The organism is Olivibacter sp. EAT-5, from assembly GCF_044784325.1.
GTDB lineage: Bacteria > Bacteroidota > Bacteroidia > Sphingobacteriales > Sphingobacteriaceae > Olivibacter > Olivibacter oleidegradans.
This window is the reverse complement of the sequence record NZ_CP173028.1, coordinates 4,803,245-4,816,800: the sequence shown is the minus strand read 5'-3', so window position 1 is coordinate 4,816,800 and position 13,556 is coordinate 4,803,245. Positions and strand designations below refer to the sequence as shown.

Annotated in this window: 11 protein-coding genes; 8 read left to right on the top strand and 3 right to left on the bottom strand. The window is 40.5% G+C overall.

Features of this window, described 5'->3' with window-relative positions; translation table 11 throughout:
* Nucleotides 1–7: 7 nt before the first annotated feature.
* Together ACH11B_RS20055 and ACH11B_RS20050 are read right to left on the bottom strand one after the other, a co-directional pair.
* Nucleotides 8–1,309 carry an MFS transporter gene (locus ACH11B_RS20055; RefSeq protein ID WP_041388456.1) on the bottom strand — a complete coding sequence of 434 codons (1,302 nt, stop codon included), beginning with the start codon at nt 1,307–1,309 and terminating at the stop codon, nt 8–10.
* Between the two features lie 26 nt (nt 1,310–1,335).
* Nucleotides 1,336–2,508, bottom strand: a complete 1,173-nt coding sequence (locus tag ACH11B_RS20050) for a molybdopterin molybdotransferase MoeA (protein ID WP_377608846.1) — start codon at nt 2,506–2,508, stop codon at nt 1,336–1,338.
* Nucleotides 2,509–2,739: 231 nt separating this feature from the next.
* Here ACH11B_RS20050 and cobA point away from each other — a divergent pair, with 231 nt between their 5' ends.
* On the top strand, nt 2,740–3,462 hold the full coding sequence (gene cobA / locus ACH11B_RS20045) for a uroporphyrinogen-III C-methyltransferase (protein WP_013667003.1): 723 nt from the start codon (nt 2,740–2,742) through the stop codon (nt 3,460–3,462).
* Here the strand turns inward: cobA and ACH11B_RS20040 are convergent.
* Nucleotides 3,459–4,178, bottom strand: a complete 720-nt coding sequence (locus ACH11B_RS20040; RefSeq protein ID WP_377608848.1) for a hypothetical protein — start codon at nt 4,176–4,178, stop codon at nt 3,459–3,461. The genes cobA and ACH11B_RS20040 overlap by 4 nt on opposite strands.
* Nucleotides 4,179–4,293: 115 nt before the next feature.
* On the opposite strand from ACH11B_RS20040, the gene nirB reads away from it, so the two are divergent.
* The 7 genes from nirB (at nt 4,294) to ACH11B_RS20005 (ending at nt 13,261) form a co-directional block, all read left to right on the top strand.
* Nucleotides 4,294–6,795 (top strand): nitrite reductase large subunit NirB, encoded by a 2,502-nt coding sequence (nirB, locus tag ACH11B_RS20035; RefSeq protein WP_013667001.1) that lies wholly within the window; start codon nt 4,294–4,296, stop codon nt 6,793–6,795.
* Nucleotides 6,796–6,813: 18 nt separating this feature from the next.
* Nucleotides 6,814–7,230 carry a nitrite reductase small subunit NirD gene (nirD, locus tag ACH11B_RS20030; RefSeq protein ID WP_377608850.1) on the top strand — a complete coding sequence of 139 codons (417 nt, stop codon included), beginning with the start codon at nt 6,814–6,816 and terminating at the stop codon, nt 7,228–7,230.
* A gap of 18 nt (nt 7,231–7,248) precedes the next feature.
* Nucleotides 7,249–8,115 carry a formate/nitrite transporter family protein gene (locus ACH11B_RS20025; RefSeq protein WP_377608852.1) on the top strand — a complete coding sequence of 289 codons (867 nt, stop codon included), beginning with the start codon at nt 7,249–7,251 and terminating at the stop codon, nt 8,113–8,115.
* 39 nt (nt 8,116–8,154) lie between these two features.
* Complete coding sequence (locus ACH11B_RS20020; RefSeq protein WP_377608854.1) at nt 8,155–10,014, top strand: ATP-binding protein; 1,860 nt, start codon at nt 8,155–8,157, stop codon at nt 10,012–10,014.
* Nucleotides 10,011–10,682, top strand: coding sequence for a response regulator transcription factor (locus ACH11B_RS20015; protein WP_013666997.1), 672 nt, complete (start codon nt 10,011–10,013; stop codon nt 10,680–10,682). Before ACH11B_RS20020 ends, ACH11B_RS20015 begins: the two co-directional genes overlap by 4 nt.
* 62 nt (nt 10,683–10,744) lie before the next feature.
* A complete protein-coding gene (locus tag ACH11B_RS20010) occupies nt 10,745–12,004 on the top strand; it encodes an alginate export family protein (RefSeq protein ID WP_289553139.1) in 1,260 nt (419 codons plus the stop codon).
* 9 nt (nt 12,005–12,013) lie between these two features.
* Nucleotides 12,014–13,261: a rubredoxin domain-containing protein gene (locus tag ACH11B_RS20005; RefSeq protein WP_130855942.1), complete on the top strand. Its 1,248-nt coding sequence runs from the start codon at nt 12,014–12,016 to the stop codon at nt 13,259–13,261.
* Nucleotides 13,262–13,556 lie beyond the last annotated feature (295 nt).

Sequence of the window (13,556 nt, the reverse complement as noted above, 5' to 3'; positions counted from 1 at the left end):
AGATTGATTAAGCCTGTATAATCAATTCTGTGTCTTCCACCAAACCTGATTTCGATTTTTTAAATGGGGTAGCGAAAATCACGAAAGCCACACCGAGAATAATAAAGCCTATATATTGGAAAGCTTCGGTATAGGTGATCTGGTTTGACTTAAAAAGGAAGCCGAAAAACATTCCGCCCGCATTACCACCGGCCCCTACAATGCCACTGATAAGTCCAACATTCTTCTTGTTTACAAACGGTGTGATGGCATATGTAACTCCGTTTGCCATTTTTAAGAATAGCGCAAAGGTCAACATGGAGACGATAGCAAAAAGAAATGATCCTGCCTGAGCAAACAACAGAACACCAAGACCTTCCAATAGCAGTACGAGGCCAAGCAGCACCCCTTTACCTCTAATTCCGTAAGATAATCCCACTTTATCCGCTGCTATCCCTCCTAAGGCGCGTGCAAATAAATTCATAAAACCAAAGATGCCTGCCCAGAATCCTGCACTACTTTGAGAAAGAGAAAACGCGTCCACAAAATGAAGTGCCGCAACGTTATCAAAAGTTATCTCCATACCAAAACACATCGCATAAGCAAGTGTTAATGCCCATATGCGCCAATCTTTTAAAACTTTCCAATCCGTTTTATGATTTTGTTTTGTATGTCGATCAATTTCATCAAAGTTACCGGCAGGCGTATCTTTGGTGTATCGCCAATAGAGAAAAGCGACGATCAACATCAGTATACCGGGAACAATCATCGCGTAACGCCATGCATACGCCGGCCCGTAACCAAACCCAACAATACAGGCAAATATCAATGGCATAACCATGTTCGTTACCCCTCCACCTAAGTTACCCCAACCGCCTGTAATGGCATTTGCAGTTCCTTTAATATTCGCTGCGAACATCATACTGGTATGGTATTGAGTGATGACAAAGGATGCGCCGATAACCCCGATAGCTAAACGAAATAGAAGAAAGGTCTCATAAGAACGCGCTAATCCAACCGAAAACACTGGCACGGAACCGATTATAAGAAGCCAGACGGCAGTTTTCCGAGGCCCTAGGACATCGCATAATCGACCAATAATTAAGCGTGCTATGATTGTAGATGATACGGAAGCAATAATGATATTTCCGACCTGTTCTTTTGTAAGCCCCATTTCATCCCTGATAGTGGGCATTAGCGGAGCAAGACCAAACCATCCAAAAAAGCAAATAAAGAACATAAGCCAAGTTATGTGGAAGGTGCGCATCTGTAGTCCTTTTAGACTGAACAAGGGCAGTTTTTTTAAAGGTTGGAGAGTCGAGGCTTTCATAAGCATAATGTTAAATTGATTGTTGACTAAAAAGCGTAAAATGAAATTAAATCGTTTTTTTTAAGTATTCGATTCGCACGATGATGACGTGCTATACCATCGGCAAATAGACCAAGTCGTACATCACCGGAACCATTGATTGGGATAGGAGCTAACTTATGTTCCTCAGAAAATTGAACAGGAAAAAAATCGTCGAAGGTTGACTTTCCAATCCGATCACATGCCAACGGAAACTTAACAGAGCTAGTTGGTTTGGAATTTAAGAAAGGTCTAATAAACAATATATAGGTTGTCAAACACGAAAATGGATTCCCAGGTATACCAAACACCAAACAGCCACCGGGAAGTTTTCCGCACCATAATGGCTTTCCGGGCTTTATCGCTACATGATGAAAGAGCAATTCTGCTCCGAGTGTTTTCATAACGGTTGGCACCAGGTCGCGATCACCGGCAGAAACCCCACCGTTAACGAGCATGATGTCACTATCCATGCGTTCCATAAAACCTTTATACAGATCCGCTTCAGCATCTTTAATATGCTGAATGGATTCAGGTATAATGCCGTCTTTAGCCAATAAAGCCGTTAAGAGATATTGGTTACTATTTCGTATTTGCACTTCATTTGGACTTTCTTCCGGTCCTACAATTTCGTCGCCCGTTGTAAAAACGCTGACCTTCGGTTTACGGAAAACCACGGGATTAGTTACACCAAGTGTGGCCAATAAACTTATTATAGAAGGCGTTATGTAAGTATTGGATGGGATAACCACTTCGCCACTTTGCAAATCTTGTCCGCGTAAAGCAATATTTGCATGGCTTTTGATCTTTTCATGATGAACAATTGACGCCTTGTTTGCGACATATAGTAAATCTTCGTTACGCACGATCGTATCAGCAGAAGATGGCACTGCAGCCCCTGTCATAATTTTATAGCAATTTCCATGGGTTAATACCCCTTTACTAGCACTCCCTGCATAAATAACCTCCTGAATGTTAAAATTTTGCACACCGTCTAAATAATCTTGAAAACGAATAGCAATACCATCCATGGCTGCCCGATTATAGGGAGGATAGGGCCTGTCAGCTCTTACCTCTTGAGCCAAGCGATAACCCGAGGCATCAGAAAGACAAATTGTCATCTGATGGAGTTTTTTTGTGCTTGAGGAAATAAGCCGTAAGGCGTCTTCGTATGAAATCATGGCTTCTCGTCGCGTTTAATAACTTTTGATTTTCGCAACCCCTTGTTATACGATTTTATACGTAAAGAGAGGTTTATCGTGATCAAATTTAGCATAAAAAAATCCATATACGCAAATTTTTACGTAAATTATTGTTTTATATTAAGTAAATATACTTATTTTTGATAAGTCAATTGAAAGTAAAGCACTACAGTTGGCAATTAAGGGGTTCAATATAAATAAAGAAGTAGGATGAAAAGACCGAAGATTACATTGGTGGGTGCGGGTCCCGGAGATCCGGAATTACTAAGTCTTGCGGGTGTTCGCGCACTCGAAACAGCGGATGTTGTTTTGTACGATGCGCTGGTTAATCCCGCAATCTTAGCATACGCAAAAAAAAATACAAAAAAAATATTTGTTGGAAAGAGAGCAGGGTGTCATTCCTATGTTCAAGACAATATTAATAAAATGTTAGTTGATTTTGCCAATAGCTATGGACATGTAGTACGTTTAAAAGGTGGCGATCCTTATATTTTTGGACGTGGAAGCGAGGAGCTTCAATTCGCCAAATCGAAAAATATTGAAACTTCCGTTATACCGGGAGTTTCCAGTGCCATCGCAGTTGCGGAATTAGCAGGCATTTCGCTTATAAATAAAAACGGTTCTTCTGACTTCTGGGTAATTACCGGTTCAACAAAGGATGGGGGCTTATCAAGGGATTTATATCTTGCCGCCAAATTAGATCAAACCGTTGTAATATTAATGGGAATCCAGCATATAGAAAAGATTGTTGAGCTTTATAAAATGGAGGGCAGGGGCAGTTTACCCATAGCGATTGTCCAAAATGGCTCACTGGATAATCAGCGCATGTTTTTTTCTACTATTGAAACGGTTCTACATGAGATTGCTGATAAGCAAGTTCTAACACCGGCAATTCTTGTTATCGGGAAATCGGCGGCAATCGAGCGGTGTTAACCCGTTGCTAATCGACTCTCTAAAACTTCTTCCACCGAAAAGGCCGCAGCCTTCAACATCCGTACGCAGGGATTTATGACAACAAGCTTGTATTGATCTTCCGCTAATCTGTCTTGTATTTCCATTAACGTATAACAATCAACACCGCCGCCAAAATCGTTTACAAGGACAGGTGTCTCTTGATGCCGATAGATACTAATAATAGTTGCCATGAATCTTAAGGCATCTATATTTATGTGTTTAATTGCCATTGCAGCGTTTGAAGAAGCTACCGCATGAATTTTTTCAATCATTTCTTTTACAGATGGATAAAAAAATCGGGCATCACATACCCAAAAGCTTTCATTACGGTTTCGAATGGTTAAAGGGAAATGGTTCTGTCCTGCAATTCTATTAACCACGTTCACACCGGGAATAATCGATAGCTGATATCCGATCCCTTTTAGATAGCAGACTATCGACCCTTCCTCCTCACTGATGTCGGTATCATTACCACTAATGTGTACAATGTTGCTTGGCAGTCTATCCGGACGGGCTGACAAATAGCTACGAAGTTCATTTATATGGAGTTTAATACTGTTTACAGGTACCAGCTCATTGATTTCATCCGAAATAGCTGAATCGACCACCAAAAATTGTGCTTCGGCAATACATTTCGCCGCTTTTACGGTAAGAAAGCGAAGGTCTTCGGCATCCTTTATGAGTGTGTATTTCATAACATCTTATTTTTAAGTAAAAATACGTAAAATATTTTGCTTTTCATTTGCTATTTTAAAAATATATTCCTTTTTTTGATAAAAATTAAGTTGATATACGTAAAACACCTCTGGTATGAAAATTATTATCGTTGGAAACGGCATGGTTAGTTACAAGTTTTGCGAGAAAATACGTAAAAAATCAAACAGTAACCACATCGAAATTACCGTTTATGGAGAAGAACATCGTCCCGCGTACGATAGAGTTCATCTGAGTGAATATTTTTCGGGAAAATCAGCCGACGATTTGCTGTTGGCACCTACCGGCTGGTACAATGAACATCATATTAAATTGGTGACTGGGGAGTTGGTTACCGAAATTGATCCGACAAAAAAGAAAATAACCACTCATAAAGGAACAAGCGATAGTTACGATAAACTTATACTGGCAACCGGTTCATCTCCTTTTATCCCCCCTTTGCATGGAATCGATAAAACCGGCGTTTTTGCCTACCGAACTATCGAGGATTTACAACAGATGGAGATCTACGGCAAAACGGCAAAAAAAGCAGTCGTCATAGGTGGTGGCCTGTTGGGATTAGAGGCAGCTAAAGCCTTGCTGGATATGGGACTGGAAACGCATATTGTGGAATTTGCAGACCGCTTAATGCCGCGTCAATTAGATGTAAGGGGAGCCTTCATATTGCGCAATAAGTTATCAGCGCTCGGCTTACACATACATACGTCAAAAAGCACCAAGGAAATATTAGGAACCGACAAAATTGCTGGACTTGCCTTTGCAGATGGAAGTATATTGGATTGTGATATGTTGGTTATTTCCGCCGGGATAAGACCCCGGGATGAATTGGCTTCTAAAAGTGGGATACAAACGGGCAGCAGAGGTGGAATTTTGGTAGATAACCATTTGCAAACCAATTTCCCGGATATCTATGCGATCGGAGAGGTGGCATTACATAATGAAATGATCTATGGATTAGTAGCCCCAGGTTATGAAATGGCCGAAGTCGTAGCTTCCAGGCTATGTGGGGACTATGACAAATCATTTACCGGCTTTGACATGTCAACTAAACTTAAATTAATAGGTGTTGATGTTGCAAGTTTTGGAGACGCACTGGATCCAGAAGAGGAGTGTGTTCCCATTGTTTTTGAAAATAAAGCGAAGGGTGTCTACAAAAGAATTAATGTAACAAGAGATGGTAAGTATCTTAAAGGAGGAATTCTGGTAGGCGAGGCGGATTCTTATAACATGCTTTTACAAATTGCACAAAACGGTTTGCCTTTACCGGAAGATCCTGCTGATTTGATTCTGGGAAGTCGCAGTGCGGGACAAAGCAGTGGACAGGGCGTCGATTCCTTGCCCGATACCGCTCAAATCTGCTCCTGCGAGGGAATTAGCAAAGGGAACATTTGTGAGGCGATTGCAAAAGATGAATTGACTGATTTAGCAGGAATAAAGAAAGCCACGAAGGCCTGCACAGGATGTGGCGGATGCACACCCCTGGTGGCTGATCTTTTAAAATCTGTTTTGGAATCTCAAGGTAAGGTTGTCAAGAAAACACTATGCGAGCACTTTGCCTATACAAGACAAGAACTATACGACCTCATTAAAATTCAAAATATAAAGAGCTATAGCGAGCTTTTGGGTCGTTATGGCGAAGGTGACGGATGCGAGGTCTGCAAACCGGCAGTAGCATCGTTGCTTGCCAGCATATGGAACGAAGTTATTCTTAAACAAAGCACCATACAAGATACGAACGATCGTTTCTTAGCCAATATCCAGAAGGGTGGCTCTTATTCGGTAGTACCGAGAATACCTGCAGGGGAGATTACGCCGGATAAACTACTAGTAATTGCGCAGGTAGCAAAGAAGTATAACCTCTACACGAAGATTACCGGTGGGCAACGTATAGACCTATTTGGCGCCCAATTACACGAGCTTCCCGCCATTTGGGAAGAGCTTATTGCAGCCGGTTTTGAAAGCGGCCATGCTTATGGAAAGTCGCTAAGAACCATAAAAAGCTGTGTCGGATCAACTTGGTGCCGATTCGGCGTGCAGGATTCAGTTGGTTTTGCCATAGAAATAGAAAATCGCTATAAGGGTTTACGAGCGCCTCACAAGTTAAAAGGAGCGGTTTCCGGTTGTATACGCGAGTGTGCAGAAGCTCAATCCAAAGATTTTGGAATTATTGCAACAGAGAAAGGATGGAATTTATATGTCTGCGGCAATGGTGGAGCAAGACCGCAGCATGCGCAATTGCTGATTGGAGATATTGATAAAGATAGTTGTATACGCTATTTAGACCGCTTCCTAATGTACTACATTAAAACGGCTGAACCGCTCACACGTACGGCTACTTGGTTGAACAAGTTAGAAGGCGGGCTACCTTATCTATATGATGTGGTCGTTAATGATGTGCTGGGTATAGGAGCTGAACTGGAAGTTGAGATGGAAAGCTTAATTGCGAACTATGAATGCGAATGGAAGCATGCTGTCGAAAACGAATCAATAAGGAGACGATTCAAACATTTTGCTAATAGTGACGAAGGCGATCCTTTCCTGCAATTTGAGGAGCTTCGCGGACAACGAATTCCTACTAACTGGAATGTTATTGTGTAACGTTTAAAATGAATAAAAATGCAAAAAATAGATTATTTGAGTTATAAACCATCCGACGAACAACATGTAGATCATTGGTTGAAGGTTGGTACCAGTGATGAGTTTCCGGAAAATGGCGGGCTCTGCTTCAAGCACAGAGAGCTCCAGATTGCCGTATTTAATTTCACTAATCGGAATGAATGGTATGCGTGCCAAAACCTTTGCCCTCATAAAATGCAGATGATTTTATCGAGAGGCATGATCGGCTCGCAGCAAGGAGAACCTAAAGTGGCTTGTCCCTTTCATAAAAAAACCTTTTCATTGAAAACAGGCGAATGTCTAAACGGAGACGAGTGCCATATAACCACCTTTCCTGTCAAAGAGATCAACGGGGAAATATATGTTGGGTTAATAGAAAGAGCAGAACATGCAATTCAGCAGGACCTGACAGTATAGCAACATAAATTCCGGATTATGGATTATAATAAACCAACACAAATCGCTGCAAGTATGATTCAGGCAGGCGTTGATAAGCTTATGTTAGCGAGTAGAGACTTGCTAATCAGGAGTGTGTTGTCCGGTGCTATTTTAGGCTTTGGTACAACCTTAGCACTAACGGCTACGACACAAACCGGACTCGCCATCGTAGGTGCAGCATTATTTCCGGCTTGTTTCATAATCATCGTCTTAATGGGGTTAGAACTTGTGACCGGTAGCTTTGCCGTGCTTCCCATGGCTTACATGGACAAGAAAACAGATGCGCTATCGGTACTCAAAAACCTACTGTTGGTTTTTCTCGGCAACCTACTTGGTGGACTTCTCTACGCCTTTCTCTTTTGCCTATCAACCACCCAATTTGGGCACGAGGAAAAGAATGCGGTGGCACTACTCATTGTAAAACTTGCTGAAACGAAAACCTTAACTTATGCTTCTTACGGTTTTGACGGCCTCTTCAGCGCCTTCACTAAAGGTGTCCTCTGCAATTGGATGGTTACAACCGGTATCGTATTGGGCATGAGCTCAACATCTTCTACCGGAAAGATCGTCGCATCATGGTTGCCTATTTTTATATTCTTCGGACAAGGTTTTGAGCATGCAGTTGTAAATATGTTCTTAATTCCAGCCGGCATTATATTGGGCGCGAACGTTTCTTTTGCTGACTGGTGGTTATTCAATCAACTCCCGGTTACATTCGGCAATTTCATAGGCGGCATCCTATTTACGGCACTTCCACTGTATTACTCATTTCATAAAAAAACAAAACAAACCAGCGACATTGAAAAAAGGTACCCATCCTCCAAGCGAATACAAACGGAGGTAAAGGAAGAACAGTTTTCATAAAGCAGCGTGGTGTATGATAATAACGCAATATTCGTAGCTTTGGATAATACAAACGAACGCCAAAACATCGTGCGAATATATACACAGCATAATCAATTCAGCAGACTAAGAGCGTATTATCTTCTAGCGCTTAGCATTATAGCCTTAAGTATTATCATAGGGCAATTTTTAGTACAAAGGCACTTAAGGGAGCAGGAAAGTGATGCACATATCGTCAACATGGCGGGTAGGCAGCGGATGTTGAGCCAAAAGATAAGCAAACTCATTTTACTAACAAATAGGTTAAACACAAAAGAACGTGACAGCCTTCTAAAAGAGCTCGCTTCCGCCAACACGGAATGGATCGAGAACAACACCAGCCTACGCTACGGAAATGAAGCGGCAGCCATACCAATCAGTAAAAGCAAAGCGATCAACAGACTTTTTCTTGAAAATCAACCTGTTTTTGATAGCATTTATTTTGCCAGCAACCGTATTTATTCTCGGTTGAAAAATGGCGATAAATCTAGCTATCCATTTCTTGAAAATGATATGCGAACTGTTTTGAAACATGAGCCCATCTTTCTTCGGCATATGGATTCAATCGTGTACACCTATGAAAAACTTGCGTCGGGAAAGATCGTGAAATTGAAACGAACGGAGTATATACTCTTTGGTATTTCTCTCCTTATAATCATATTGGAAGTACTGTTGATTTTTATACCTACAACACGAAAAGTAAATGAAACACTCATCAAACTAATCAAATCTGAAAGTGATGCCCAGCAAATGAGCAAGGAAATCGGGGCTCTTTATGCTTCACTGGAGGAATCTTATGAACGCATATCAGGCATTACCCTACCCGTTGCGCCCCCCCGTCTGATTGCCAAATCAGATAAAGGCGGAAACCTTTACTATGTAAGCGATTATTATTTACGCAGCTTCTCTCATGAAGAGCAACGATATAAAACTATTGCCAATTTATTCGGTTTAGCAGGAGAAGCCGCAGATGACTTTAATGACCAATTGATCGATGTGGTATCAAATTTAAAAAACTGGCATAAAGAACTGGTTTACAGCGATAAGTCAGGCGAGAAACGGCATATGGATATACATATTATACCGATATATAATCAAGAAGGCGAAGTAGATGTGCTACAGGTTTTTGCTGCTGATATGACGCCGAGACGATTAGCCGAACAAGACATGTATAAAAAGGACAGGGCAGAAATAGAGCGGAAAGTTAATGAACAGAAATTCAGATCTATCCTGGTATTAGAAGGACAAGAAGAAGAGCGAAAACGTATCGCCATGAATATACATGATGGCATCGGACAAATGCTTACTTCGCTTAAGTTTCAAACTGCTTCGATCGACCTTTCCAAAACAAAAGAAACTGAGCAGAAATTACTGGATATAAATAAACTTATAAAAGATATCATTCAAGAAGTACGTATCGTTACATTCAACTTAAAGCCGCCTGTGTTGAGTGATTATGGTTTGGTTGCCGGATTGAAAAACCTGGTTCAGGAAATAGATAAACTTAGCAATAATCGCTTAATTTTTGAAAATATAACTGATTTCCAACAAAGGCTTTCGCCAAAAGTAGAAAACAACATATATAGGATTGTGCAAGAGGCTGTGAACAATGCTATTAAATACGCGAACTCACCGACAGTGCTCGTGTCTTTAGAGCATAACACAGATGAGCTTGTTCTTACAATAAAAGATACCGGTGTGGGTTTCGAAAGTAAATCCACCGATCTATTTCACGCAGATTATGGACATGGCTTCCTAAATATGCAAGAACGGGCCACTTATATTAATGGGAAGCTATTGATCGAATCAAAACCTGGATTAGGGACAATTATAAAGCTTTTTGTACCTTTGAAAAATAAACCAGGAAATATAGCTATATGAGTAAAATTACGGTGCTTTTAGCCGACGATCACATTTTAGTGCGTAATGGAATCAAAGCAATGTTGGAGGCAGATGACGATATAATGGTTATAGGCGAAGCGGATAATGGTATGCAAGCGATTCAACGTGTACAGGAGCTTCAGCCTGATTTAGCTATTATGGATATTCGTATGCCTGAAATGAACGGTCTGGAAGCATGTGAGGCTATTACCCAAAACAAGGAAAACACGAAAGTCGTTATGTTGTCTATGCATGATACCGAAGATTACGTACTCGAATCTTTACGGGTTGGCGCATGGGGGTATTTGCTTAAGGATACTGATAAGAATGAGTTCATAAAAGCACTAAAACAAATCAACAATGGTATCCGGTATTACAGCGGTTCTGTATCCAATGTATTGGCCAATCAATTGTTGGGAGGAGCTGGAAGTAGTAGCATACGGGTGAACGAAGCGGTTGAAAGTAACACCGATATTTACGGCCTCTCTAAACGTGAAAAACAAATACTTGGTATGGTCATAAACGGTAAACATAATAAAGATATAGCTGAAGTACTTGGGAAAAGTGTGCGCACAATTGAAACACATCGTTTTAATATCATGAAAAAATTAGGGGTAAACAATGCCGTCGACATGATTAATAAGGCTATGAAGGAAAACCTAATATAAACACGTAATTTTACTTGATTTGTTTTATATATTACGTATATTTACGTAATATATAAAATCTTATGCGAGTTGTATTCCCTTTATTTGTTTTTCTGTTTCTAGTTTTAGATACGCAAGCGCAAATCACGGTAAGCGCGGAAATTCGGCCACGAGCAGAGTTTCGGGATGGCTTTAAAAGACCCCTAAATCAAACTGAGCGTCCTGCCTTTTTTATAGAACAACGTTCCAGAATTTACCTGAGTTATAGTAACGAGAAAATGGATCTCGTACTGGTTCCACAAGATGTGCGCATTTGGGGCAATACGGATCAAGCGGGTAAGACTGATCCGTCGTTGACAAATTTTCAGCAGGCTTGGGCCGGATTTAAATTTAATGGCGCGCAGCGCTTTTTAGTTGGGCGAATGGAATTAGACTATGATAACGCACGTATTCTAGGAAATCTTGACTGGGCTCAGCAGGGCAGAAGTCATGACTTGCTTAAATATGAATATAATGGAAGCAAAAATCGCCTCCACATTGGCTTAGCCTTTAACCAGGACGCAAATAATCCCGAACCCACCAAATTAAGTGAAACCTATTATCAGGGATTAAACAACTACAAATCACTTCAATTCGCCTGGTTTCATCACGACTTCAAGCAAATAAGCACCTCTATTATTGCTTTAAATGAGGGGCGGCAACATGCACCGGACACCGGTTACTTTATGCAAACTGCGGGTTTCAATATGCAAGCATCATTCGCTCCTTTTGTATTTTATGGAGAGGGGTACTATCAAACCGGAAAAAATAAAGACGGTTTTTCAAAACGCGCTTTTTTAGCCTCCTTACAACTGTCTTTTAAACCTACGGGCACTTATAAGATAGAACTTGGAAACGATTATCTTAGTGGCGACAAACAAAGCTCTAAGACAAATGAAGCCTTTGATCCACTCTATGGAACCCATCATAAATTTTACGGCTATATGGATTATTTCTATGTGGGGAGCGGCCATGGCAATAAAGGGCTAAATGACTTATTTTTGAAAGTAAACTGGATCAAGAAAAATTGGACAATATCTATGGATGGGCATCATTTTTCGGCGGCCTCCGCCATAACGGATGAAGAAGGAATCCCTAGATCACGCGATTTAGGCACCGAACTGGATTGGACCTTTTCCTATAGTTTGGCAAAGGAGGTTAACTTAAAAGGTGGTTATTCGCACCTATTTTACACCTCGAGTATGGCGATTATTAAGCAGGCAGGCAGCCTACATGGACAATCATCATGGGCGTGGTTAATGATCACATTCAAACCGACACTTTTTCAGGATGCACAACACTAAATATATAATATGGCCGAAAGCTTGTTATCCGTATACGATCGGGCACATTTAGTTCGAGTATTTGTAAAGGGAGGCATGATTGCCCCCAACTATCTACTATCAGTTCTACGTGCAAGTGAACTGGCGAACAACGATTTCATCCATTTCGGATCTAGGGAAGATATATTGTTTCCGGTCGAACAGAGTAGACTGCCTATCGTAGAACAACATTTAACAATGCATCAAATAGATTTCGAATACGGAAAGCGGGATGCGTTTCAAAATATTGTCAGCAGTGCCATTGCGCTGGATATAACGGCTAATACCTCTTGGTTAAATCTGGAAAAATATCGTTTCATATTGGAAAGCTTCCATTTTGTGCCCCGGCTTAAAATTAATTTATCGGATCCTAAACAGGCTATGGTTCCCCTCTTTACAGGGCATTTAAATTTCGTCGCTTCTGAATATACGGATTATTGGTATTTATACCTACGCAGCGAACAAAATAGACACGAGCTCGAAAAATGGCCTACATTAATTCATTCGTCGGACCTTCCTAAACTTAGTAAATTTATTGAGAGCAAATGGCAGAAAAATCCGAAATTACTACTGCCCGATTTAATCGTAGGTTTGGCGGAGTATCTAAAACTGGATAGTATTGTAAGCAATGACGAACTGAAATTGCCGGACACATTTTTTCCCTATTATGAAGGGCTTAACAATGTTGACGAAACCAACCTATGGCTTGGCTTATATTGGCGTAACAATAGATTTGATATCGAATTTCTAAAAAAATCCTGCACATTATGTATTGAAAGTGGTATTCCGTTTATTTATATCAGTCCATGGAAATCTTTTGTGATTAAGGGAATAAAGTCTACGCACCAGTTAAAATGGGAAAAGTTAATGGGACAAATGGGGATTAATATGCGACATTCCAGTTTAGAGTTAAATTGGCACATTCCGGTACTAGATGAAGAAGCGTTACTATTAAAGAGATACCTAGTTCAAGAGCTTGACCAACAGGACATATGTACCCATGGTCTTACATTTACCATTGAAACGGCTGAAGACAAAAGATGGTTTACAAGTATTGTCATACAAAAAGACAATATATTAAGCAGCCATCATTTGGCAGCATATAATGTGTTATATGCCAAGGGCTTTAACCCCAACAGTACCATCTATTACAGTTACGCAAAATTAGTGGGTAAGGAAATTTTACCAGCCTTGCTTATTGAATTAAGTAAACTCTATTATAAACGGTTCAGAATATAAAGGACCTAGCTGCCCTTGATTATTCATCCTGTTATGCTTAATTAATGATATGTAACATTCTTAACCGGTTGTAAAAATTTGTGCTAAAAAAAAATTATTTTTGATAGAGGCTTCCTGTGCTATAGGCAAAATAATAACAATCTCATAGGTTTTGTGGCGGCGGTCCGACAAGCTGTTGAAATATTTTGCAGTTCACTTTCGGTTCAAATCCAACTTGTCGATGTAGCCAAATTGGAGAAAAGCTAACGGAAAACTAACTGAAAAAGAGTATACAGTGATGTTGAATTGCCTTGAC

Bases quoted from the DNA above. Each gene is read 5' to 3' on its own strand.
- ACH11B_RS20015 (WP_013666997.1), top strand. From the start codon at position 10,011: ATGAGTAAAATTACGGTGCTTTTAGCCGACGATCACATTTTAGTGCGT.
- ACH11B_RS20005 (WP_130855942.1), top strand. From the start codon at position 12,014: ATGGCCGAAAGCTTGTTATCCGTATACGATCGGGCACATTTAGTTCGA.
- ACH11B_RS20025 (WP_377608852.1), top strand. From the start codon at position 7,249: ATGGATTATAATAAACCAACACAAATCGCTGCAAGTATGATTCAGGCA.
- ACH11B_RS20010 (WP_289553139.1), top strand. From the start codon at position 10,745: ATGCGAGTTGTATTCCCTTTATTTGTTTTTCTGTTTCTAGTTTTAGAT.
- ACH11B_RS20040 (WP_377608848.1), bottom strand. From the start codon at position 4,178: ATGAAATACACACTCATAAAGGATGCCGAAGACCTTCGCTTTCTTACC.
- nirB (WP_013667001.1), top strand. From the start codon at position 4,294: ATGAAAATTATTATCGTTGGAAACGGCATGGTTAGTTACAAGTTTTGC.
- nirD (WP_377608850.1), top strand. From the start codon at position 6,814: ATGCAAAAAATAGATTATTTGAGTTATAAACCATCCGACGAACAACAT.
- ACH11B_RS20050 (WP_377608846.1), bottom strand. From the start codon at position 2,508: ATGATTTCATACGAAGACGCCTTACGGCTTATTTCCTCAAGCACAAAA.
- cobA (WP_013667003.1), top strand. From the start codon at position 2,740: ATGAAAAGACCGAAGATTACATTGGTGGGTGCGGGTCCCGGAGATCCG.
- ACH11B_RS20055 (WP_041388456.1), bottom strand. From the start codon at position 1,309: ATGAAAGCCTCGACTCTCCAACCTTTAAAAAAACTGCCCTTGTTCAGT.